Genomic DNA, 23,220 nt, shown 5'->3' on the forward strand with positions numbered 1-23,220 from the left:
CAATGTCTGACGAACTGCGTCCCTATGATCTGACCGGCAAAAAGGTTTGGGTTGCTGGACATCGCGGCATGGTGGGTGGCGCGCTGGTGCGCCGTCTGGCCAGCGAAGGCTGTGAGGTGCTGACCGTCGGGCGCGACGTGGTGGACCTCACCCGTCAGGCGGCGGTGGAGGAATGGGTGGCTGCCCAGAAGCCCGACGCGGTGGTGGTGGCCGCCGCTAAGGTGGGCGGTATTCTGGCCAACAATTCCTATCCGGCGGATTTCCTCTACGATAATCTGGTGATTGAAACCAATATCGTGCAGGCCAGTTTCCGCACCGGTGTGGAAAAGCTGCTATTCCTGGGCTCCTCCTGCATTTATCCCAAGCTGGCCCCCCAGCCGATGCGGGAAGACGCGCTGTTGACCGGCCCGCTGGAGCCGACCAACGAATGGTATGCCATTGCCAAGATCGCTGGAATCAAGCTGTGTCAGGCCTTCCGCAAGCAGCATGGTTGCGACTACATCTCCGCAATGCCAACCAACCTTTATGGTCCGGGCGATAATTTCCATCCATCCGGAAGCCATGTGCTGCCTGCCCTGATGGCCCGCCTGCATGATGCAGCACGCGAGGGCAAAGGTGAGGTGGTGTTGTGGGGCACTGGCAAGCCGCTGCGAGAACTTCTCTATGTGGAGGATTTGGCCGACGCCCTGGTCTTCCTGCTGAAGAACTACAGCGGCTATGATCATGTGAATGTTGGCAGCGGGCGGGAAGTCACCATCCGTACGCTGGCCGAGCAGATTGCCGCCACCGTGGGGTACCGCGGTCGCTTCACCTATGACACCAGCAAGCCCGACGGTACGCCGCGCAAGCTGATGGACAATTCCAAGCTGGCGGAAATGGGCTGGACAGCACAGACCAGCCTAGCCGACGGTTTGGCAATGACCTATCGCTGGTTCCTGGAAGAAGCGGAAAAGGGCGGGCTGCGCGGTCTCGGCGCCCACTGATCCCGGTTAGAGCCGGGTAGGTTTTACCGAAAACGCACCCGGCTCTAAGTCCTTGTTCAGCGAGCGGATTCACGCTCCAAAGCGATTGCGCTTTTACGCGATCCGCTTTCGCGGGCAGGTTTTTCTTGTGTGTGGCAGGGATACTTACCTATCTCTGTTTTTCATAAAAACAAGGAGGAACCATGCCCGCCATCCGCATTGTGGAGGTCGGCCCGCGCGACGGGCTGCAGAATGAACCCGATATCGTCCCGCTGGACGTGAAGATCGCTCTGGTGGATCGTCTGGCCCGCACCGGCCTGACCCATGTGGAGGCGGGGGCCTTCGTTTCCCCCAAATGGGTGCCGCAGATGGCCGACAGCGCGGCCGTACTGGCCGGTCTGTCAGCCGTTCCCGGCGTTGCCTATCCCGTCCTGGTGCCTAACCTGAAGGGGCTGGAAGCGGCAATGGCGGCCGGTGTGGCGGAAATCGCCGTATTCGGTGCCGCGTCGGAAGGTTTCAGTCAGCGCAATATCAATTGCAGCATGGCCGAAAGCCTGGATCGTTTCCGCCCCGTGGTGGCGCAGGCACTGGATGCGGGGCTACGGGTGCGGGGCTATGTGTCCTGCGTGCTCGGCTGTCCCTATGAGGGGGAAATCGATCCGGCGCGGGTGGCCTTCATGGCGGCGTCTTTGGCGGCGATGGGCTGTTACGAGATCAGCCTGGGGGACACGATTGGCGTTGGCACCCCAGCCAAGGCTGCCGCCATGTTGCGGCGGGTGGTACAAGATGTGCCGGTGGATCGGCTGGCCCTGCATTTCCACGATACCTATGGCCAGGCGGTGGCCAATATCCTGGCCTGTCTGGATCAGGGCGTGACGGTCATGGACAGCGCCGTAGCAGGCCTGGGCGGCTGCCCCTATGCCAAGGGTGCTTCCGGCAATGTGGCGACAGAGGAACTGTTGTACCTGTTTGAAGGGCTGGGCCTGTCCACCGGCGTTGATTTGGATGAGGTTGCACGGATCGGTGACTGGATCAGCCGGGAACTGGGCCGCCCCAATGGCAGCAAGGCCGGCCGGGCACGGCTGGCCAAACTGGCCGGGTAGAAGGGAAGGGGGCGGACTGACAGTCCGCCCCCAGATCTGATACCAACGGTCATCATTCATGACCGTTGGTAATGCTGCGACTGCCGCCGCGCCGCTCGGTAGCGGCGTAGCCAAGCCAGCGGAGGCTGGCGCCGGCGATTGAGGGGCATAAAAGCATGCCCATCGGTCATGATTTCATGCCGCTGGTATAATTACAAATCTTCCAACTGTTCCTTGGTGATCCAGAATACTTCGCCAAAAGACAGTTCGGTTTCAAGCCAGAGGAATTCGGCGTCCGGATAGGCCTCTTCCAGGGCCGCACGGCCAGTGCCAACTTCCACCAGCAGCCCGCCGCCTTCGTTCAGGTATTTCGGTGCTTCCTTCAGGATGCGGTGGACAATATCCATCCCGTCATCACCGCCACCCACCAGGGCCATGCGCGGTTCCGCCTGATATTCTTCGGGCAGGTTTGCCATGGCCTCTGCATCGACATAGGGCGGGTTGCTGATGATCAGGTCGTATTTCTTGCCCTTCAGCGGCTTGAACAGGTCACCCTGATACAGCTTCACCCGGTCTTCCAAAGCATGATCGGCGACATTGATCTTCGCCACCTCCAGCGCGTCGGGCGACAGATCGACCGCATCGACCTTGGCTTCCGGGAAAATCTTGGCGGCCAGAATGGCCAGACAGCCGGACCCGGTGCAGAGGTCCAACACCCGTTCCACATCCATCACATCATCGACCAGGGTGAAATCCTGCTCACCGCCAAACATCTCCCCGAACAGCAATTCGCCGATGAAGGAACGCGGCACGATCACCCGTTCATCGACATGGAACGGCACGCCCTGGATATAGGTGCGCTTGGTCAGATAGGCGGCGGGCTTCCGGCTGGTGACCCGTTCATGGATGATGCTGGCCAGGGCCTGGCGTTCCGACGGCAGCAGGCGGGCCTCCAGATAGGGCTCCAACTGGTCCACCGGTAGTTTCAGCGTCTCCAGCACCATGAAGACGGCTTCGTCATAGGCGGTGAAGGCACCATGGCCATGCACCAGCCCCGCCCGGTTGAACCGGCTGACGGCATAGCGGATGAAATCGCGCACGCTGATCAATTCCGCCGCCACGCTGTCAATGGCGGGCAGGTTCAGGTCGCTCATGAACAAGGCTCCAGGGCTGGTTTGGTAAAATGTGGTTGGAAGAAGGATATAGCCGATCAGCCGGCAGGCTGCTGCTGGGTGATGCAATGGATGCCACCGCCGCCGCGCACGATGTCCAGGGCCGGCACCGGCACGACCTTGCGGTCGGGGAACAGCTTGCGGAAGGTGCGCAACGCTTCCTCATCCATCGGGTCTTCGAAGAAGGGCATCACGATGCCGCCATTGGCCATGTAGAAATTGGTGTAGGAGAGGGTGAGGCGGACGCCATTCTGCTCCCGCCGGGCGGGGGTGCGCAAGGTGACGATTTCCAACGCCCGCCCCGCCGCATCGCGCGCGGCGGACAGGCGGGCCAGATTATCCTGGAAGACCGGATAATTGGGATCGGACGTATCATCCGTCACCATGGTCAGCACCACGCCCGGCTTCACAAAACAGGCGATCTCGTCAATATGGCCGTCGGTCTCATCCTGTTCGTACCCCCGGGCCAGCCAGATGAATTGCTTGACACCCAGATGGTCACGCAGATGCCCCTCAATCTCCTGGCGGGAGAGGTTTGGGTTGCGGTTGGGGTTCAGCAGGCATTCCTCCGTGGTCAGCAGCGTGCCCTCGCCGTCAACATGGAAGGAGCCGCCTTCCATCACCAGGGGCGCACCATAGCGCTTCAGCCCCTGCTGTTCCAGGATCATACGGCCGACCTCTGTGTCGGCCTGGAAATCATCATAGTTGCGGCCCCAGGCGTTGAAGCCCCAATGCACCCCGGCCACGTCGCCCTTGCCATTGATGACAAAGCTGGGGCCGTTATCGCGCACCCAGCTGTCGCTGGTCGGCATGGGCAGCACATTCACGCCCTTGCTGCAGGCCAGGCTCACCTCTGCCAGGGCGCCATCGGGGCAGAGCATGGTGACCGGTTCGAACTGGGCGATAGCCTGGGCCACGGCGGCATAGGCGGTGCGGGCAGCATCCAGCCCATTGGGGAAGGTCTCTGCCCGGACGGGCCAGGCCATCCAGCAGCGTACATGCGGGGCCCATTCGGCCGGCATGTGGAATCCATCTGCGACAGGGGTGGTCATGACCTGGGCATCCTCACGGCTGTTATCTCGGGCAAAAGAAAGCGCCCCGGCGAAGGTAATCGTCGGGGCGTGTTTCTGACAACCATGCCGACATGATGAAAATGGATTTCCGCATATCGGAATGGCGTCGGATCGGCAGAACCCAGTTGGTAACGTCACATTGGCATATGCAGGCGAGCCGATGAATGGGTGAAACCGAGGGACTTGTAAAAGGCTTGGGCATCGGCACGGCGCAGGGCTGTGGTGACCTCCAGCGTGTCGCAGCCCGCAGCGCGGGCCAATGCGGCCGCGGCATCCACCAGCTTGCGCCCGACACCAAGGCCGCGCGCCTGTTCATGCACCACCAGGGTCGTGATGCGGGCAATCAAGGTGGGTGCATGGAGCATCAGCACCCAGTTGAGTGCAATAACGCCAAGATACCGGCCCTCGCTCACCGCCACCAGGATGGGATCGGTGCCGGTGCTTTCCAGCTGTGTGATCCGCGACGCAACCTGCGTCTCATCCAGCCGGTAACCCAGTTGTTCCAGCAGGCAGACGATTCCATTGGCATCCTCGATAGTCGCTCTTCTAATCTCAACCATGCTCAGCTCAACATCCTCAGCAACATAAAAGCTCTTGTGAGGGTAGTAGCCTGGGTGTATTTCTGGCAACCATACCAAAATGGTGAAAACGAAATCCGGCGCATCGGAATAACAGCGTATGTTTTTTGTGTGTCGTATTCTGCTGCAATGATCAATTAAGTTGTGTAATTTATCATACTAAAAATTATTATGAAGATAAATTTATATTGATTTTCATTATAGGTTATATAATATCTTTTCATAAAGATATTGTCATATCCCAATGTAACGCATTGGCATTGATTGGATGCCGTATCATTGATAAGCAAATGATAAGGAAAATATGAGGTTAAATATCGAATTTAATTGACGAAATCAATTCTTTATGCATCAATCTACTGCTGACATAAGAGGAAAAAATGAAAAATTTACATGATGGCAAATTTCCTAAATTTATTTATATTTTGTGGCTTCAAGGTTGGGATGTCGCGCCAGAAATTGCTCAATCCTGCCGCGCAAGTTGGGTGATCAAGAATCCATGTTGGAAAGTACACAGTATTGATTTACAAAATTTGAATATTTTTCTGCCAACCGATGTGGTTGATCAAATCCTCTCTACACCGAAAGAAAGAGAAGCATTGAGCGATCAGATAAGGCTTGAGCTTTTACGCCATCATGGTGGCGTCTGGGTTGATGCTACTGCTATGTGTGCATTGCCTTTAGATGATTGGCTCGATGAAGCAGGCCCAGGCGGATTTTTCGCCTTTTCCAAACCGGCCCCCGATCGAATGCTGTCGACTTGGTTTCTTGCCGGGAAGAAAGAATCTTATATTATTAATAAATGGCGTGAATCTGCAATCTCATATTGGTCTAATCGACATTCGCGTGATCATTATTTTTGGGTCCATAATTTATTTGCTCAAAATTATCAAGAGGATAGAATTTTTAAAATACATTGGGACAATGTTCCAAAGATTTCAGCCGTTCATCCTTTTCATTTTGGCCCATATAGTGCGGATCTTATTTCTCCACCCCCGGCTGATATTGATCGTCTATTAATGAATCCACCGGCCCCTGTTTTTAAGTTGACGCATAAATTTGATATTGTACCAGAAGAAGGATCATTGTTTTCATATCTTTGTAAATTCGGACATGGAAAAATCGAGCACCTTAAATAAAAAACGGGCCAAAGTTTTGTGCTTTGGCCCGTTCGAACAAAGCAGTCATTCTTGGATCAATCGCTTCCAATGCTGACGGCTATGCAGACTGAAAAATGGGAACTGTTAAAAGAAGCAGGCCCTGTCGCCTCAATCGCGGCGATTGGCCGGGGTCTTCACAACGTGAGCGGCGAACGGTGAAAAAGCGCCGAGCCGCAGCATAGGAAGAAAGAAGAAGTACCGCATGATGGATCCCCATCGCTGTTGACGATGGCGGAAATATAATTGCTTTTTGTCGATTCTGCCAGCCGGGGGCACCGCCGGGGCAAGGCTGCGCGCCGCGCATGGCTTGCGTCATGAAATTGTAACGGGGGCGGCCGGCGCCGGCCGCCCCCACCAGATCAGACATTCAGCAACAGGTTTTCCCGTTCCCAGGAACTGATCACCCGCTGATAGGCATCATATTCCGCCTGCTTCACATAGCCGACGGCGGCCACAAACCGTTCACCCAGCACTTCTTTCAACGGCTTGCAGGCGTTGAACTTGGTCAGGGCATCGGCCTGATGACGGGGTAGGGAGAAGGCAAGCCGATGGGCCGATCCCTTGACCGGGTCACTCGGTTCCAGCCCCTGGCTGATGCCCAGATAGCCACAGGCCAGCGAGGCAGCAAGCGCGAGATAGGGGTTGGCATCGGCCCCGGCGACGCGGTTTTCCACCCGCCGTGCCTCCGGCGGGCTGACGGGCACGCGGAAGCCGGTGGTGCGGTTATCGCGGCCCCAATGCACATTGATGGGCGCGTCCGATCCCTGCACCAGCCGGCGATAGGAATTCACGTTCGGCGCCAGCAGCGGCATGGCATAAGGCAGATATTTCTGCAGCCCGGCGATGAAGCTCATGAACAGGGGGGTATCGTCCCCCTCGGGCGTGGAGAACAGGTTCTGCCCGGTGGCGATATCGACCAGCGACTGGTGAACATGCATGGCGCTGCCCGGCTCATTCTGCATCGGCTTGGCCATGAAGGTGGCATAGACCTGATGCCGGATCGCCGCTTCGCGTACGGTGCGCTTGAACAGGAAGACCTGATCGGCCAGTTCCAGCGCGTCGCCATGATTGAAATTGATCTCAATCTGGGCGGCACCGGCCTCGTGGCTCATCGTGTCCACGTCGATTTCCTGCTTGGCGCAGAAATCGTAGACATCCTCGAAGATCGGATCGAATTCATTGACGGCGTCGATGCCATAGGCCTGACGCCCGCTTTCCTGCCGGCCTGATCGGCCGACGGGCGGCACCAGCGGATAATCCGGATCTTTATTGACAGCGACCAGGAAGAACTCCAGTTCCGGCGCCACGATGGGCCGCCAGCCCCGATCCTCATACAGCTTCAGCACACGCTTCAGCACCGAGCGGGGGGAGATGTCGACGCTGGAACCGTCGGCATAAAAACAATCGCAGATCACCTGCGCGGTGGGTTCATTGTACCAGGGAACCATCCGCACCGTCTGGGGATCGGGCGTCATGTAGACGTCCCAGTTTTCCACTGACGTGACATCCTCGTCTTCCGGATATTCACCGGTGACGGTCTGGATGAAGATCGATTCCGGCAGCCGCAGGCCACGATCCCGCATGATGCGCAGGAACTTGTCAGCCGGCACGATCTTGCCACGGGCAATGCCGGCCAGATCGGGCACCAGGCATTCAACCTCGGTGATATGCCGCGAACGGATGAATTCTTCTAATGTGCTCATGCTTACGCCGCGGGTTGGCGGCCCAGCGAAGGCGGTCATGGGTGAAGATGACCGGATCCGGGGAATGGTACGACGCCCGCAGCCCTCCGCGTTGTTGCAACCATAGCAGTATAGGCAGATGAAGCGGGGGGCCGGCAAGCGGGGAAAAACGACTCAGTAAAAGCTGATATCCCGCGCTAGCGGGCTGAACCGCATCCCGGCATCGACATACAGCGTCTGGCCCGTCACGGCCGGGCTGTGCAACAGATAAAGGGCAGCGTCAGTGATATCACCCGCTTCCGGCCCGCGGCCCAGCGGGGTGCGATGATGCAGGCGCTGGAAATCCGCCACATCCTGGCCAGGCGCTGGCAATGTATAGCCGGGCGCGATGGCATTGACGCGCAGCCGGGGGGCGGCGGCGCGGGCCAGCATCTCCCCCAAACCCATCAACGCGTATTTGGCCATGCTGTAACTGAGATGGTCGCCATGGGGTGCTGCCAGCTTCTGGTCCAGAATATTGATCACCGTTCCTGTCACCCCCGCCGGCAGTTGGGCCAGCAGCTGGCGGCAGAGCAGGGCGGGGGCAACGGCGATGGGCAGATAATGCGCCAGCATCCGTTCCGCCGTGATCGTTTCGATATCGTCCCAATCAAAGGGGGCAGCGCTGTTTATGAGGCCGGTAATGGGTTGGCCGATGGCGGTGGCGGCACGGGCTACCATATCCTCTATCGCTGCCGGTTCGGTCAGGTCGGCGGTGATGGCGGCGGCCTTGGCCCCGGCCCCACGGATCTCTTCCAGGATGGCGGCGGCGGCATCGGCCCCGCCGGCATCGCGGTGGTGGATGATGATATTGTACCCGGCCCGGCCACAGGCCAGCGCCAGGGCAGCACCCAACCGGCGGGCGCCGCCAGTGATCAGCAGGGTCTGTTCCATCATGTGCCGCGTCGCCAATTCCGTTCCAGTTCCAAATGGCCGGCCTGCATCCGCAGATGCTGGCCGGTAATCCGGTCATCAAACGTCTCTACATAGGCCAGCACCGCCTCGGCGACAGTGGCCGCATCGGCAAAGGGCCCCTGGCCGGGCAACACCTGCAGGATATGACGCACGATCCGGCTGTAATCGATGGTGATATGCAGGTCATCCGTATCGCCCAGAAAAGGGCCGGCAATATCCGTTTCCAGCGTCAGGCTGAACAGGCAGGGTGTTGCCACAGGGGGCACCCCCAATGGCAGTTCCACCGCCACCTGCTTGATGAGAATACGAAGATTTTCGTTGTTCATGGAAACCGACAGGCGGCGGGGCCGCTCGACAATTGGCGCTACAGCGCTACTATCAGGCCGCGACCGCCAGAGGAACAAGAGAAGATGCGCCAGCCTGCCAAATCCATCGCCCGCCTGCTTTCGCTTTGCGCCCTGGCCGCGCTGACCAGCTTGCCGGCAGGGGCGGCGGAGAAGTTCGTTTTCATGACGGATTGGGTGGCCCAGGCCGAACAGGGCGGTTTCTATCAGGCGCTGGCGGAAGGGCTTTATGCCAAGCGCGGGTTGGAAGTAGAAATCCGCCCCGGTGGCACCGGCATGGACCCGCAGAAGCTTCTAGCAGCAGGTTCCATTGATGGGGCAATGGGTTCCAGTGGATTCTTCACCTTGAATCTGATTGATGTCGGTGCCCCGGTGGTCACGGTCGCCGCCTTGTTCCAGAAAGACCCGACGATCCTGATGTCGCATCCGCGCAGTGATGTGACCAGTCTGGTCGACATGAAGGGCAAGCCGATCCATATCGGCGATCCCTCCGTCAATACCATGTGGCGCTGGCTGGCTTCCCGCTATGGCTACAGCGACAGCCAAATTCGAAAGTACAGCTTTAATATTGCACCCTTTCTTGTTGATAAATCAGCCATTCAACAGGGCTATGTGACATCGGAACCCTTCACGGCAGAGAAGGCGGGGGTGAAGCCGCAGGTCTTCCTGCTGGCAGATAACGGCTTTGCCTCCTATTCCGCGATGATCATGGTGCGCAAGGATGTGCTGGCCAAGCGGGAGGCGGTGGTGAAGGCCTTTGTGGAGGCCAGCATTGAGGGCTGGTACCATTTTCTGACGCGTGATCCTGCGGCGGCCTATGCCCTGATCAAAAAGCAGAATCCCGATATTGACGATGCCACGCTGGCCAATGCGCGCCAGAAGATCATTGAGTACGGGCTGGTCACCGGCGGTGATGCCGCCACCCAGGGTGTCGGCTATATGAGTGCGGAGCGTTGGCAGGCATTTACAAAAGAAATGAAGGATTTGGGGATTTATCCTCAGAATCTGGATTGGCAGCAGGGGGTGGATTTGCGCTTTGTTGATAAGGGCCAGGGCTTGGCGTTGAAGCCGTGAGCGTGCCCATGTCTCCCCTGTTGACCGTCGCAGGGCTCAGCCTCGCTTATGGCAAGGGTACGCTGGCCCTGGACGGTGTTGATCTGACGCTGAACCGGGGGGAGTTTCTCTCCCTGCTGGGGCCCAGCGGCTGCGGAAAAAGCACCCTGTTGCGGCTGATCGCCGGCTTGCTGACGCCAAGCGGTGGCCAACTGCAATGGCAGAGCCCGATTGCCCGGGGCGATATCGGCTTTGTCTTTCAGGAACCGACCCTGATGCCCTGGGCCCGCGTTATCGATAATGTCCGCCTCCCGCTGGAGATTGCCGGCGTGCCCAGGGTGGCGGCGACGGATCGGGCGATGGCGGAACTTGAAAAAGTTGGATTGCGAGATTTTTCAAAATCTTATCCAAGAGAGCTGTCAGGAGGGATGAAGATGCGCGTCTCCCTGGCCCGCGCCTTGGTGACGCGCCCGGCCCTGCTGCTGCTGGATGAGCCATTCGCCGCCCTGGATGAAATCACCCGGCTGAAACTGAATGATGATTTGTTATCACTCTGGCGGCGTGATGGCTTCACTGCCATCTTCGTCACCCACAGCGTCTTTGAGAGCGTCTATCTCTCCACCCGCATCGCGGTGATGCGGCCCCGGCCGGGGCGGATTGTGGCGGAACTGCCGGTGGAACTCCCGTCGCAGCGCGATTATGCCACCCGCACCGGCACGGCATATAATGATCATTGCCGAACCGTATCGACCTTGCTGCATCAGGCGATGGGGGCGGCGCCATGAAGGGCATGGTACGCCTGCTGTTGCCGCCGCTGGTTGGGTTGCTGGTGCTGGCGGGGTGGGAATGGGCCGTGGGGGCCTTTGCCATTCCCGCCTTCGTGCTGCCGCCGCCCAGTGCCGTTCTGGCCGCGCTGTGGCGGGATGGGCCGCTGCTGCTCACCTCCTCCTGGCTGACGCTCAGCATCACCTTGCAGGCCTTTCTGCTGGCCCTGGTCACCGGGGTGGCGCTGGCCCTGCTGTTCAGCCAGTCGCGGCTGGCGGCGGCGGCGCTTTACCCCTATGTGGTGGCCTTGCAGGTCACCCCCATTGTGGCGATCGCCCCGCTGGTGGTGATCTGGGTGGGATATGAGCGGGTCAATCTGGCCCTGTTGATCCTGGCCTGGATCGTTGCCTTCTTCCCCATCCTGTCCAACACCACGCTCGGCCTGTCGGCGGTGGACCCGAACCTGCGGGATTTGTTCCGGCTCTACGGGGCCAGCCGCTGGCAGACATTATGGCGGCTGCAATTACCGTCGGCCTTGCCCTATCTGCTGGGGGGCATGAAAATCTCCGGCGGTCTGGCCCTGATCGGCGCGGTGGTGGCGGAATTCGTTGCCGGTTCCGGCACCGCGTCCGGGCTGGCCTGGCGGATCATCGAATCCGGCAACCGGCTGAACATGCCCCGCCTGTTCGCCGCCCTGCTCCTGCTCTCTGCCCTGGGCATTGCCATTTTCGCCGGTCTCTCCTTCATCCAGAACCGCTTGCTGCGCCGCTGGCATGAGAGTGAGTTGGGCCGGCAATAGTGCATTCTTGACATTTTCACCCTGCTGGGGCCGCTCGGGTGGGTGCTGGCTGTTGACCCTTGTGACCTTGTGATGTCAAGTGCGCGGAGGATCAGATGATGCCGCGTGGCAGCACGCGGCGACGGGAAGGGTACGTGCAAAGGGGAACCATCACATCGGCCTGGGCGGAGGGGCAATTCATCCTGACCGCCGCCGGGCGCTGGGATATTGCCTCCGCCCAGGTGCTGGAGACACAGCTGCGGGCCAAGGCGCCAGACCGGCAGGGGGCCTCCGTTTGCCTGGACCTGTCCGGCCTGACGGCACTGGATACGGCCGGTGCCCTGGTCATCGACCGGTTGCTGCGCCGGCTGCGCAACCAGGGCCATCAGGTCGTCGTGGTGGGTGCCCGCGCGGACCTGTGTGAATTGCTGCGGGAGGTGCAGCGCGCCAGCCAGGGTATAGCGACCCGGATGCCGACGCCAGCGGGGCCGCGCTTTCCCTTTGTGGATCGTATCGGCCGCGCAACGGTCGCCGTGGGGCAAGACGCCCTGGCCATGCTGAATTTTCTCGGGCTGGTGACGGTTACCTTCCTGCGGCTGCTGCGGGCGCCCGGCCGGTTCCGCTGGAAGCCGTTCGCTTTTCATCTGGAACAGGTGGGGCTGAATGCGTTGCCCATTGTCGGCCTGCTTTCCTTCCTGATCGGCGTTGTGCTGGCCTATCAGGGGGCGGATCAGCTCCGTCGTTTCGGGGCCGAAATATATGTGGTGAACCTGCTGGGCATTGGCGTGTTGCGGGAAATCGGCATTCTGATGACCTCCATCATCGTGGCCGGCCGCTCCGGCTCGGCCTTCACGGCGCAGATCGGCACCATGAAGGTGAACCAGGAGGTGGATGCCATGCGCACCCTTGGCCTGGACCCGATGGAACTGCTGGTTCTGCCGCGCATGTTGGCCCTGCTGGTGGCGCTGCCGCTGGTCGCCTTCTTCGCCAATGTGGTGGCGCTGGCGGGGGGTGCGGTGATGGCCTATGCCTATCTCGACATCAATTTCGTGCAGTTCACCCGGCAATTGCAGATCGCCGTCAGCGCCCAGACCCTGTTCGTGGGGCTGATCAAGGCACCGGTCTTTGCGGTGGTGATCGCCCTGGTCGGCTGTTACGAAGGGCTGCGGGTGACCGGCAGTGCCGAAAGTGTTGGTCTGCTGACCACCAGATCCGTTGTCGTCTCCATTTTCCTGGTGATCGTGCTGGATGCCATCTTCTCCATCCTCTTCTCCTATCTCGGGATTTGAGATGATTGCCGGCAGGGAAGATCATCCGGTGATCCGCGTCAGCGGCCTGCGCACCCGGTTCGGGCAGCAGCTGGTGCATGATGGCGTGGATTTCAGTGTCGCCAAGGGGGAGGTGATGGGGCTGGTCGGCGGCTCCGGCACCGGCAAATCCGTGCTGCTGCGGGAGATTGTCGGGTTGATGGAGCCGACGGAAGGCCGGATTGAGGTTCTGGGCCGGGATACACGCCAGCTTTCTGAGCGGGAGCGCATCGCCCTGCAGGCGCGCTGGGGCATGTTGTTCCAGGATGGGGCGCTGTTCAGCTCTTTGACGGTGCTGGAGAATATCCAGGTGCCGCTAAAGGAACATACCAGCCTTCCCCGTGACCTGATTGAGGAGATTGCCCGCGTCAAGGTCGCCATGGTCGGGCTGGGGCCGGAGGCGGGGAATAAATACCCCTCGCAACTATCCGGCGGGATGCGCAAGCGGGCCGGACTGGCCCGCGCCCTGGCCATGGACCCGGAAATCCTGTTCCTGGATGAACCGACCGCTGGGCTGGACCCGATTGGCGCCAACGCCTTTGATGAGTTGATCGGCAATCTGCAAAAGAGCCTGGGCCTGACCGTGGTGATGGTCACCCACGATCTGGACAGTCTTTATGCCATCTGTGACCGCATCGCCGTACTGGTGGACAAGAAGGTGGTGGTAGGCACGATTGATGACCTGTTGAAACAGGATCATCCCTGGATTCACGATTATTTTCATGGGCCGCGCGGGCGCGCGGCCGGTGCCGCAAGGGGATAGGGCATGGAAACACGCGCCAATTACACGGCCGTCGGCGCCTTTGTCCTGGCTTTGGCTGCCGCTGCGATGGTGTTTGTCATCTGGCTGGCCAAGGTGCAGTTCAGCAAGGACTACCAGCCCTATTACATCATGGTGTCCGGCACTGTGACGGGGCTGGTCCAGGGCGGGCCTGTGCGTTATCGCGGCGTCAATGTCGGCACCGTCACCGATATCCGCATCAATCCTGAGAATGTGGAGCAGGTGCGGGTGACGGTGGAGGTGCCATCCGATACGCCCATCAAGACCGATGCCATCGCCTCGCTGGAACCGGTGGGTGTCACTGGCGGTGTCTATGTGGAAATCGCCGGCGGCAGCCGGGAGGCGCCGCTGCTGAAGGAAAAGGTCTCTGGCATTCCCGTCATCCCCTCCCGCCCCAGCTCGATTGCCGCCGTGCTGTCGCGCGCGCCGGAGGTGCTGGAACATCTGATCACCATTTCCGCCCGCCTGTCGGCCCTGTTGAATGAGGATAATCAGAAGGCCATCGGCACGACGCTGGCCAATCTGGCCACCGCCTCCGGCCATGCCAATGAATCGATCCGCAATGCCAACCTGCTGATCGTCGATCTGCGCCGTCAGGCGGAGACCTTGAGCCGGCAGGCGGAAACCCTGCTGGTGACCGCCAATGACACGGTGGGCAAGGTGGGCAAGGATACCGGCGTCATCACCGCACAGCTTGCGCAGACGACCAAGGAAATCAATCGTTTATCGGCCTCTCTTGCCGGCATGATTGAGGAAAATCGGGAGCCGATCCGCGATTTCACCTCGACCGGCCTTTATGATCTCAGCCAGTTGCTGATCCATTTGCAGGACCTGACCGCCAATCTCAGCCGTGTTACCCGCCGGCTGGAACGCGACCCCGCCGATCTGCTGTTTGGCGGCAATTCGGGAGTGAAGACGGAATGACCCGCCAGAAAGCCGCCATGCAGCCTGTTTCCCGCCCGAACCGGCGTGCCCTGCTGGGGCTGGCGCTGCTGGCGCCGTTGGCCGGTTGCTCGCCCGTCCGCCTGCTAAATGGCGGGCGTCCGCCCCGGCTCTATCTGCTGACGCCGGCGCGCGATTTTGTCGCCGGCCTGCCGCGCGTGCCCTGGCAGTTGCTGGTGGAGACCCCGCTGGCCAACAGCGCCATCGATACCCCGCGTATTGCGCTGGGGGAGACGGCCAACCGCATCACCTATTTTGCCGAGGCCAATTGGGCGGATACCGGGCCTGACATGCTCCAGACCCTGCTGGTGGAGAGCTTTGAGAATAGCCGCCGCATCGTCGCGGTGGGGGTGGAGCGTTCGGGCCTGCGTGCCGATTTCGTGCTGAAGACCGATCTGCGCGACTTCCAGGCCGTCTATGCCGGTGCTGATCCGACCACGACGGCACCGGAGGCCCGTGTGCGCGTCAATGCCAAGCTGGTGCGGATGCCCCGGCGGAACATTGTCGCCGGGGAGACGTTCGAGGCCCAGGTCCGCGCCAGCAGCCCGGCGCTGAACCATGTGATCGCTGCCTTTGACGAGGCGACAGGGGCTGTCCTACGCCGTATTGTGGAGTGGACATTGCAGCAGGGAAATACCAATGTGGAGATAGACCCGCTGCCCGGCTCGGCCGACATGCGGAGGTGACCCGTTTTCGTCAGGGAAAAGAAAGAGTGGCGTCTTCCCACAGGTTATCATTCGCTAGCTTTGCTGTCCTCTCGTTTCTGCTGGCTGGTGTCTCAGGGGCTACCGCCCAGGATAAGCCGAACCTTTCACCCGCAAAACCTTTCATTGTGGCAACCGGTGCCGTCACCGGGCTTTATTATCCGGTGGCCGGCACACTCTGCCGGGTGATGAACCAGACCAAGGGGCAGCATGGGCGCCATTGTCTGGTCGAGGCGACGGACGGCCCGGTCTATAATCTGAATGCCCTGCGTTCCGGGGAGGCTGATGCGGCCCTGGTGCAATCGGACTGGCAGCGGATGGCGTTCAAGGGGGAGGGACGTTTTGCCCCCGCCGGCCCGTTCCAGGAATTGCGGGCCGTCGCCACGCTTTATCCGGAAACCCTGACCCTGGTGGCAAAGCCGGAAGCCCAGATCAAGGGTTTGGCCGATCTGAAGGGCAAGCGCGTCAATTACGGCCCGACCGGGTCGGCACTGCGTAATCTGGTGGCCCTGGTGATGGGGGCGGCAGGCGGCGGGCCGGCCAATGGGGAAGGCGACATGCCCCCCGATGACGCTGCGGCCGCCCTATGCGATGGCCAGCTGGATGCCGCCTTCTTCGCGGTGGGACACCCTAATGGCACCATCCGGCGCGCGGTGACGGAATGCGGTGCGGTTCTGCTGCCGGTATTCGCCCCAGGGCAGGAAAAGCTGTTGGCGGATCATCCGGAACTGGTGACCGCGACGATTCCCGCCTCGCTTTATCCTGAACAGGTTGAAGATGTGGCCACCATTGGCGTGGCGGCAACCCTGGTGGTGCGGGCGGATGCGGATGCAGCGGCGGTGACGGCCCTGGTTGATATTCTGAAAAAGGGCGATGGCGGGCTGGAAAGCCAGCACCCGGCCTTCGGCCTGCTGGATCGTGGCAATCTGGCCAATGCCGGTCGCACAGCTCCGCTGCATGGCGCAGCGGAGAAGGCCTATGCCACGACGCCAGAGCGCAAATCATGATCAAAGGGGCGGCACCCCGGTGCCGCCCTGTCCGCGATCCAGGAGGCGTCGCCCATGCCGTTCAGTGTCTATGATCAATTGGATGATGATGCCCTGGCGGAACGGCTGGAGGCGGCGCGAGAGGTCACGCTGTGCCAGCGCGTGATGGCCAAGACCGGGGATAATGTCCTGACCCTGCTGGTGGGGGCGCAATCGCCGGTGGGCGATCTGCGCCATTATCCGCCCACAGATGTCTATGACGCGGAATATCACGCCCAATATTATTTCCATGCCCATCCGGCCAACAGCCAGCCGATGGGGGAGGCGGGTCATTTTCACACCTTCATGCGCCCTTTCGGGATGCCCCCAGGGGTGACCCCGCTGGCGCCACCACCGAACCTGGATGATCCGGACGGCAATGGCGCGCTCTCACATCTGATCGGGATCGCCGTCAATGAGCTGGGCAGCCCCGTCCGTCTCTTCACCACGAATCGTTGGGTGACGGGGGAGTGCTGGTATGCCGCCGATGATGTCTCCCGTATGCTGGAAGGTTTTACCATTGATCATGCCCGGCCCAGCTGGCCGGTCAATCGCTGGCTGACCGCCCTGGTGCATTTGTATAGGGAAGAAATTATTGACTTGCTGGCCAAACGCGACGCCGCCATGACGTGTTTCCAAAATGAAAATGTTGGCGCGGATTGCTTTGAGGATCGCCGGCTGGAGGTTTTGTCGGAAAGGCCCATTAACCTTAATGCCAAGGTTTCCGAAACGGAGCAGGCGGCACTTGCCCGCCGCCGGGCCCGCCGGCGCGCCGGTTGAATTGCAGCGTCTGAACGGTTCATGCCCCGATTGCCCCATTTTTGACGGTCGCAATTGGCCGCAAGCTGCACTAAATATTATCTAAACATATCCGGGCTTTGCCCTCATGCCGCCCTGGCGGCAGGGGGTGGCCCTTGAGAGGGAGGGTGCGAACACCCCATGTCCGAGATGTTGACCCAACAGGATGTGCAGCGCCTGCTGACCGATCCCTCACCCAATACCCGTGCCGAGATGGCCGGCAAGGTTGCCGCCCAGTTCACCGCCCAGCTGTCGCAATCGGAGCGCACGCTGGCGGAAGATATCGTGCGGATGATGGCGCGCGACGTGGCCACCCGCGTGCGTGCCGCCCTGGCGGACAGCCTGAAGAGCAGTGCCGCCATTCCCCGTGATGTCGCCCTGTCGCTGGCGCGCGATGTGGAGGAAGTGGCGCTTCCCTTCATTGAGGTCTCGACCGTCCTCACCGATGCTGATCTGGTGGAGATCATCCGCAGCGGTTCCTCGGAAAAGCAGACGGCCGTGGCCAAACGGCCGGAGGTGAGCGGGCAGGTCGCTGATGTATTGGTGGAGCGTGGCAGCGAGAAGGCCGTCGCAGCACTGCTTTCAAACGAAGGGGCTGAGGTTGCTCCCCAGGCAATGAACCGTGCGCTGGACCGTTTCCCGGACAGTGAGGCTGTGGCCGAACCGCTGGTCAACCGCGCGCATCTGCCGGTGACGGTGGCGGAGCGGCTGGTGGCGCTGGTGTCGGAACAGCTGCGGGAACGGCTGGTCGCCAAGCATGAGCTGCCCAATGATATTGCCGCCGACATTGTGCTGCAATCACGGGAGCGGGCCACCTATGGGCTGGTGGGCGGTGCCGGCGATAAGGAGCTGGAACGGCTGGTGGTACAGCTGCGTCGCAACAACCGGCTGACGCCGTCCTTGTTGCTGCGGGCGCTGTGCATGGGGGATGTGCCCTTCTTCGAAGTGGCTGTGGCCCAACTGGGGCAGGTGCCGGTCAGCAATGCAAGGCTGCTGATCCATGATGCCGGGCGGTTGGGGCTGAAGTCCCTGTTTGATCGTACCGGCCTGCCGCCCAAACTTTACCCAGCCCTGCGCATCGCCCTGGATGTGGCCAATGAGACCGACTTTGACGGTCTGGACCATGATCTGGAGCGCCATCGCCGCCGGATGCTGGAACGTATCCTCACCCAGTTCGAGGAACTGGCCAGTGAGGATGTGGATTACCTGCTGACCAAGCTGACCGACCTGACTGCGGCTGCCTGAGGCGGGAACGCTTGGCCCCTGCCGCACCTTGGGTTCAGCGGCAGGAAGCCGGCGTTGCCGGTTCGACCCCGTCAGCTATAGGTCGTGATTACATCCAGGAAATATTCGCCATAGCGTTCCAGCTTGCGCGCACCCACGCCAGGCAGCTCCGCCAGCTCATCCAGGTCGGTCGGCCGCGCCTGCACCATTTCCATCAAGGTGGCGTCGTGGAAGATGACATAGGGCGGCACACCCTGTTCGCGCGCCAGTTCCAGACGCAGCGCCTTCAAGGCGTGCCACAGCGTATCGTCGGCCGGTGACAGATCGGTGGGGGCGGTGCGGGAACGCGGCGCAGTGCCGCTGGAACGGCCGCCGCCCCGCTTGGTTTCCGCCGCCGGGTCACGGCGCAGCCGCACTGTCTCCTGGCCCTTCAGCACAGCGGCGGCGGTATCCGTCAGGATCAGCCCGCCATGGCCTTCCGGGTCAGCGCACAGAAAGCCATGCGCCACCAGCTGGCGGAAAGCGCTCTGCCATTCATTCTTTGACATGTCGGCGCCACAGCCGAAGGTCTTCAGCTTGTCATGGCCGCGTTCCAGCACCTTGTCGGTGGCAGTTCCCCGCAGCACATCGACCAGATGACCAACCCCGAAGCGCTGCCCGGTGCGATAGACGGCCGACAGCGCCTTCTGCGCCACCACGGTGCCGTCATAGGTCTCCACCGGTTCGAAGCAAATATCGCATTTGCCGCAGGGCTTGGGATATTCCTCCCCGAAATAGGTCAGCAGCGTCTGGCGGCGGCAGCGCGCCGTCTCGCAGAAGCCCAGCAGCGCCTCCAGCTTCTGCCGTTCCGTGCGCTTATAGGCGGCGGGGCTGTCCGATGCCTCCACCATCTGGCGCAGTTGCACCACGTCGGCAAAGCCATAGAGCATCAAAGCTTCTGCCGGCAGCCCGTCACGGCCGGCGCGGCCGGTTTCCTGATAATAGGCTTCCAGGGAGCGCGGCAAATCCATATGCACGACAAACCGCACATTTGGCTTGTCGATCCCCATGCCAAAGGCCACGGTCGCCACCATGACCATGCCCTCGCTTTTGATGAAGCGGTCCTGATTATCCTGCCGGGTCTTGGGATCAAGCCCGGCATGATAGGCCAGGGCATCCACTCCCTGTTCGCGCAGATATTGGGCGATGGCATCCACCTTGCCGCGCGACAGGCAATAGACAATGCCGGCATCTTCCGGCCGGCGGCGCAGGAAATCCACCAATTGGCGGCGTTCCTGATCCTTGGCGATAATGCGATAGGTGATATTGGGCCGGTCGAAACTGGCCAGGAACAGCCGGGCTTCCGCCAAGCCCAGCCGGGCGGCGATATCGGTGCGGGTCTGCGCATCGGCCGTTGCCGTCAGCGCCACGCGTGGCACATCGGGAAAACGTTCATGCAGGATGGAAAGCTGGAGATATTCCGGACGGAAATCATGCCCCCACTGGCTGACGCAATGCGCCTCATCCAGGGCGAACAGGGCGATACGCGAGCGGTCCAGCAGTTCCAGGAAGCGCGGCGTCACCAGCCGTTCCGGCGCGACATAGAGCAGGTCCAGCTCGCCCCGCTCACAGGCCCGCTCCACCTCCATCGCCTCCCGCCATTCCAGGGTGGAGTTGAGATAGGCGGCCCGCACGCCGAGCTGACGCAAGGCATCCACCTGATCGCGCATCAGGGCGATCAGGGGCGAGACCACGATGCCCACACCGGGCCGCACCAGGGCCGGGATCTGATAACAAAGCGACTTTCCGCCACCCGTGGGCATCAGCACCAGCGCATCGCCGCCGGCCACCACATGTTCCACAATATCCGCCTGCATCCCGCGAAAGGCGGGATAGCCCCAGACATCACGCAGAACGGCCTGGGCGGCCTGCAGATGCGGGCTTTCGGCGGCAGGGGGAAGGGCGTCGGGCATTGCGGGGCTGAACCGCTATCTCTTGTGGCAAGGCAATTTCACGCCCCCATTAGCGGGGTCACCCCCTTCTCTACGACGCGGACGGCACCCGGTCCAGTGAAAAGCCTGTCCCGGCGGGCGGGCGCAACCTTTGTACCGGCCCGGACGTTGCCTTGACAGCGCCTGACCCGAATGGAGGAAGCGACCATGAGCGACAAGCCGTTCCGCGACATTACCCAGCCGCCCGGTCACGCGGCCGGGCATCATCCCACGCATCACATGGCGGATACCCCCGCCGCCGTGCCACAACAGGGATCCATGCGGGAAGCGGTGGGGCTGTTCAGCAGTGAAGACCGTTTGCAGAAAGCCATCGATGAATTGTCGATGGCCGGCTTCTTTCCCCACGAATTCAGCCTGATGGCCAATGACGAGTCGGTTCTGCGGCGGGTGACGCGACGGGGCGATCTGGGTGACATTGCCCATGATGCGCCAGACAATGCCCGCCGGGCGGTGGTGGCACCGGAGGAGATTGGCAATGCCCAGGGGGCGGCCATCGGCGTGCCCGCCTATATCGCCGCGGTGGCGGCAACCGGGGTGGTGGTGGCCACCGGTGGCACTGCCCTGGCTGCCGCTGCGGCCGCGATCGCGGCCGGCGGTGCCGGCGGCGGGCTGGGCGCCCTGTTGGCGCGCTGGATCGGGAATAAGCGCAATGCGGCGCTCACATCGCATTTGGAAGGCGGGGGAATGCTGCTCTGGGTCAATCTGCGGGATGAGGTACGCGAAAGGCAGGCATGTGAAATTATCGCACGTCACGCCGATTCCGGGGTGGAGGTGCATGACATCGCCTAAATCAAAGGCGAATGCTGGTTCACCAATCAGGACAAGTGTTTGAAACATCTTTATTGAACAAGGAAGAGGCAGGGGACACCGCCTGAACATCGCTCAAACCCTGGGCGATAGCGTTAACTCTTAAGTCATTAAACTGTTGCATCCTGATCTACAGCGAATACCTTTGTGTTAAGCTGTGACAGGGTGCCACATTGCGGGACGCCAAGGGTCTGGTGGCCGCGTGATTGCCCTGGAGAGGGTCGCGGCGGGTTGTTGATTGCGCCCAGTTCGAGAAAGGGGCTTTTAAGTGCTCTATCATCTGTACGACATGCATCATGCTGCCCTGACACCGCTGCGCCTGTTGGCGGAGGCCACACAGCAAACCTTGCAGAATCCTTTCGTTCCTGCCTCTTACACCAAGGTTGGCCGCGCTGTGGCGGCCGGGGCTGAACTGATTGAGCGGACCACCCGCCGTTGGGGCAAGCCGGAATTCGGCCTGCCCACCACCCGCGTCAATGGCCGCGATGTGGCGGTGACCGAAAAGGTAGTGCTGGAAAAGCCGTTCGGCAATCTGGTGAATTTCGCCCGCGCCGTCCCGCATGACGACCCAAAGCTGCTGCTGGTGGCACCGATGTCGGGCCATTATGCCACGTTGCTGCGTGGCACGGTGGCGGCCCTGTTGCCGCATCATGATGTCTATATCACCGACTGGCATGACGCCAAGCTGGTGCCGCTGGCGCGGGGCCGCTTTGATCTGGAAGACTATATCGATTATGTGATGGATTTCATCCGTCACCTGGGCCCCAACACGCATGTCATGGCCGTCTGTCAGCCGGCGGTGCCGACGCTGGCCGCCGTGGCGCTGATGGCCCAGCTGGATGATGCCTGCCAGCCGGCCAGCATGACCCTGATGGGGGGCCCGATCGATACGGCCGCCGCCCCGACCGTGGTGACCAAGCTGGCCGAAGATAAGGATATCAGCTGGTTCGAACGCAATGTCATCACCACGGTACCGCTCTATTATCCGGGTGCGCTGCGGCAGGTTTATCCGGGCTTTGTGCAGTTGACCGGTTTCATGTCCATGAATCTGGACCGGCATGTCGGTGAACATCTGAAGCTGTTCCGCCATCTGGTGCGCGGTGATGGTGAAAGTGCCGAAGCCCATCGCAAATTCTATGATGAATATCTGTCGGTGATGGATCTGACCTCGGAATTCTACCTGCAGACGGTCAATCAGGTGTTCCAGGAACGGGCCCTGCCGACCGGCCGGATGAAGTGGCGTGGCATGACGGTGGACCCGTCCGCCATTGAAAAGACGGCCCTGTTCACCGTGGAAGGGGAGTTGGACGATATCTCTGCCCCCGGCCAGACGATTGCGGCCCACCGGCTCTGCTCCGGCCTGCCGGAAAGCAAGAAGTTGAACCATATGCAGAAAAGCGTGGGCCATTACGGCATCTTCAACGGCCGTAAATGGCGGGAAGAGATCGAACCTCGTGTGCGTCAGTTCATCTTGCAAAACGATGCAGTGCGGTCCAGCCGGACCAAGACTGTGGCCGCCTGAGGTATCCTTATATCAGCCACCTGACGGGTGGCGGCGCGTGTCAGAAAAACACCGCGATAGCCCCGCTATCGCGGTGTTTTTTATGGCCTTTTTGTCCCTGAACCATCGTTTGTGAAAAACGCTTTCGAAGATTTTTACATCTTTCGGTCAGGTTTGCGCATTTTCCAATAAATGACCCTTGACGACCTTCCGGAACGGGGGCACCATAAAACCGTAACAAAGACATGGAGGGCAGTTTGATAAACGAAACGCCCATATCGCAGCGGGCGGCCTAAGGAAAAACAGGCAAACAACTGCGATCCGTAACCAGGGAGGGTGCTTTAACGCATGACTCCACCGCAGCAATATTACGCGATTACCTGATTATCGCAGCTTAAACCCTGATCATTCTTAGCGACATCGACGCGGAATGATCGTTTGATCGGAGAACCCCCGCAGGCGCATCCAGCTGCGGGGGTTTTTCTTTTATGCTGTCACGCTGGCCATGAATGATCCGGGCAGAGCCAGCAGCCTGTC

The 23,220-nt window shown here is 60.8% G+C and carries 22 protein-coding genes; 15 read left to right on the forward strand and 7 right to left on the reverse strand.

Annotation, left to right across the window (positions count from 1 at the left end; genetic code table 11):
* Positions 1-2: 2 nt before the first annotated feature.
* Positions 3-983 carry a GDP-L-fucose synthase gene (locus tag PCJ49_RS01745; protein ID WP_269909429.1) on the forward strand — a complete coding sequence of 327 codons (981 nt, stop codon included), beginning with the start codon at positions 3-5 and terminating at the stop codon, positions 981-983.
* Positions 984-1,165: 182 nt separating this feature from the next.
* Positions 1,166-2,065, forward strand: coding sequence for a hydroxymethylglutaryl-CoA lyase (locus PCJ49_RS01750; protein ID WP_269909430.1), 900 nt, complete (start codon positions 1,166-1,168; stop codon positions 2,063-2,065).
* Positions 2,066-2,256: 191 nt separating this feature from the next.
* Here the strand turns inward: PCJ49_RS01750 and prmB are convergent, their stop codons facing one another.
* From prmB to PCJ49_RS01765, 3 genes are all read right to left on the reverse strand, one after another.
* Positions 2,257-3,198, reverse strand: coding sequence for a 50S ribosomal protein L3 N(5)-glutamine methyltransferase (gene prmB / locus PCJ49_RS01755; RefSeq protein ID WP_269909431.1), 942 nt, complete (start codon positions 3,196-3,198; stop codon positions 2,257-2,259).
* A gap of 56 nt (positions 3,199-3,254) precedes the next feature.
* Positions 3,255-4,268, reverse strand: a complete 1,014-nt coding sequence (locus PCJ49_RS01760) for an agmatine deiminase family protein (RefSeq protein ID WP_269909432.1) — start codon at positions 4,266-4,268, stop codon at positions 3,255-3,257.
* Between the two features lie 155 nt (positions 4,269-4,423).
* Entirely contained in the window at positions 4,424-4,849 is a 426-nt protein-coding gene (locus PCJ49_RS01765) for a GNAT family N-acetyltransferase (protein WP_269909433.1), read from the reverse strand.
* Between the two features lie 398 nt (positions 4,850-5,247).
* Here PCJ49_RS01765 and PCJ49_RS01770 point away from each other — a divergent pair, with 398 nt between their 5' ends.
* Positions 5,248-6,006 (forward strand): capsular polysaccharide synthesis protein, encoded by a 759-nt coding sequence (locus PCJ49_RS01770; protein WP_269909434.1) that lies wholly within the window; start codon positions 5,248-5,250, stop codon positions 6,004-6,006.
* 380 nt (positions 6,007-6,386) lie between these two features.
* On the opposite strand, the gene PCJ49_RS01775 is transcribed toward PCJ49_RS01770, so the two are convergent.
* The 3 genes from PCJ49_RS01775 to PCJ49_RS01785 form a co-directional block, all read right to left on the reverse strand.
* On the reverse strand, positions 6,387-7,730 hold the full coding sequence (locus PCJ49_RS01775; protein WP_269909435.1) for a glutamine synthetase family protein: 1,344 nt from the start codon (positions 7,728-7,730) through the stop codon (positions 6,387-6,389).
* A gap of 153 nt (positions 7,731-7,883) precedes the next feature.
* Complete coding sequence (locus PCJ49_RS01780) at positions 7,884-8,645, reverse strand: SDR family oxidoreductase (RefSeq protein WP_269909436.1); 762 nt, start codon at positions 8,643-8,645, stop codon at positions 7,884-7,886.
* Entirely contained in the window at positions 8,642-8,989 is a 348-nt protein-coding gene (locus PCJ49_RS01785; protein ID WP_269909437.1) for a hypothetical protein, read from the reverse strand. The genes PCJ49_RS01780 and PCJ49_RS01785 overlap by 4 nt, the downstream gene beginning before the upstream one ends.
* 84 nt (positions 8,990-9,073) lie before the next feature.
* On the opposite strand from PCJ49_RS01785, the gene PCJ49_RS01790 reads away from it, so the two are divergent.
* The 10 genes from PCJ49_RS01790 (at position 9,074) to PCJ49_RS01835 (ending at position 18,405) form a co-directional block, all read left to right on the forward strand.
* Complete coding sequence (locus tag PCJ49_RS01790) at positions 9,074-10,081, forward strand: ABC transporter substrate-binding protein (RefSeq protein ID WP_269909438.1); 1,008 nt, start codon at positions 9,074-9,076, stop codon at positions 10,079-10,081.
* An 8-nt stretch (positions 10,082-10,089) separates the two neighbouring features.
* Positions 10,090-10,845 carry an ABC transporter ATP-binding protein gene (locus PCJ49_RS01795; protein WP_269909439.1) on the forward strand — a complete coding sequence of 252 codons (756 nt, stop codon included), beginning with the start codon at positions 10,090-10,092 and terminating at the stop codon, positions 10,843-10,845.
* Complete coding sequence (locus tag PCJ49_RS01800; protein ID WP_269909440.1) at positions 10,842-11,624, forward strand: ABC transporter permease; 783 nt, start codon at positions 10,842-10,844, stop codon at positions 11,622-11,624. Before PCJ49_RS01795 ends, PCJ49_RS01800 begins: the two co-directional genes overlap by 4 nt.
* Positions 11,625-11,719: 95 nt before the next feature.
* Positions 11,720-12,892: an MlaE family lipid ABC transporter permease subunit gene (locus PCJ49_RS01805; protein ID WP_269909441.1), complete on the forward strand. Its 1,173-nt coding sequence runs from the start codon at positions 11,720-11,722 to the stop codon at positions 12,890-12,892.
* 1 nt (position 12,893) lies between these two features.
* Positions 12,894-13,673, forward strand: a complete 780-nt coding sequence (locus PCJ49_RS01810) for an ABC transporter ATP-binding protein (RefSeq protein WP_269909442.1) — start codon at positions 12,894-12,896, stop codon at positions 13,671-13,673.
* A 3-nt stretch (positions 13,674-13,676) separates the two neighbouring features.
* Complete coding sequence (locus tag PCJ49_RS01815) at positions 13,677-14,615, forward strand: MlaD family protein (protein WP_269909443.1); 939 nt, start codon at positions 13,677-13,679, stop codon at positions 14,613-14,615.
* Positions 14,612-15,319 (forward strand): ABC-type transport auxiliary lipoprotein family protein, encoded by a 708-nt coding sequence (locus tag PCJ49_RS01820; RefSeq protein ID WP_269909444.1) that lies wholly within the window; start codon positions 14,612-14,614, stop codon positions 15,317-15,319. The genes PCJ49_RS01815 and PCJ49_RS01820 overlap by 4 nt, the downstream gene beginning before the upstream one ends.
* 26 nt (positions 15,320-15,345) lie before the next feature.
* Positions 15,346-16,344 carry a TAXI family TRAP transporter solute-binding subunit gene (locus PCJ49_RS01825; protein WP_269909445.1) on the forward strand — a complete coding sequence of 333 codons (999 nt, stop codon included), beginning with the start codon at positions 15,346-15,348 and terminating at the stop codon, positions 16,342-16,344.
* A gap of 54 nt (positions 16,345-16,398) precedes the next feature.
* Positions 16,399-17,142 (forward strand): hypothetical protein, encoded by a 744-nt coding sequence (locus PCJ49_RS01830; RefSeq protein ID WP_269909446.1) that lies wholly within the window; start codon positions 16,399-16,401, stop codon positions 17,140-17,142.
* 159 nt (positions 17,143-17,301) lie between these two features.
* A complete protein-coding gene (locus PCJ49_RS01835) occupies positions 17,302-18,405 on the forward strand; it encodes a DUF2336 domain-containing protein (RefSeq protein WP_089287185.1) in 1,104 nt (367 codons plus the stop codon).
* A gap of 71 nt (positions 18,406-18,476) precedes the next feature.
* Here the strand turns inward: PCJ49_RS01835 and recQ are convergent, their stop codons facing one another.
* Positions 18,477-20,336: a DNA helicase RecQ gene (gene recQ / locus PCJ49_RS01840; protein WP_269909447.1), complete on the reverse strand. Its 1,860-nt coding sequence runs from the start codon at positions 20,334-20,336 to the stop codon at positions 18,477-18,479.
* A gap of 186 nt (positions 20,337-20,522) precedes the next feature.
* On the opposite strand from recQ, the gene PCJ49_RS01845 reads away from it, so the two are divergent.
* Together PCJ49_RS01845 and phaZ are read left to right on the forward strand one after the other, a co-directional pair.
* A complete protein-coding gene (locus PCJ49_RS01845; protein WP_269909448.1) occupies positions 20,523-21,164 on the forward strand; it encodes a hypothetical protein in 642 nt (213 codons plus the stop codon).
* A 286-nt stretch (positions 21,165-21,450) separates the two neighbouring features.
* Entirely contained in the window at positions 21,451-22,704 is a 1,254-nt protein-coding gene (gene phaZ, locus PCJ49_RS01850; protein ID WP_089287183.1) for a polyhydroxyalkanoate depolymerase, read from the forward strand.
* The last annotated feature ends 516 nt before the right edge of the window (positions 22,705-23,220 follow it).

Source organism: Niveispirillum sp. BGYR6, assembly GCF_027568365.1.
GTDB lineage: Bacteria > Pseudomonadota > Alphaproteobacteria > Azospirillales > Azospirillaceae > Niveispirillum.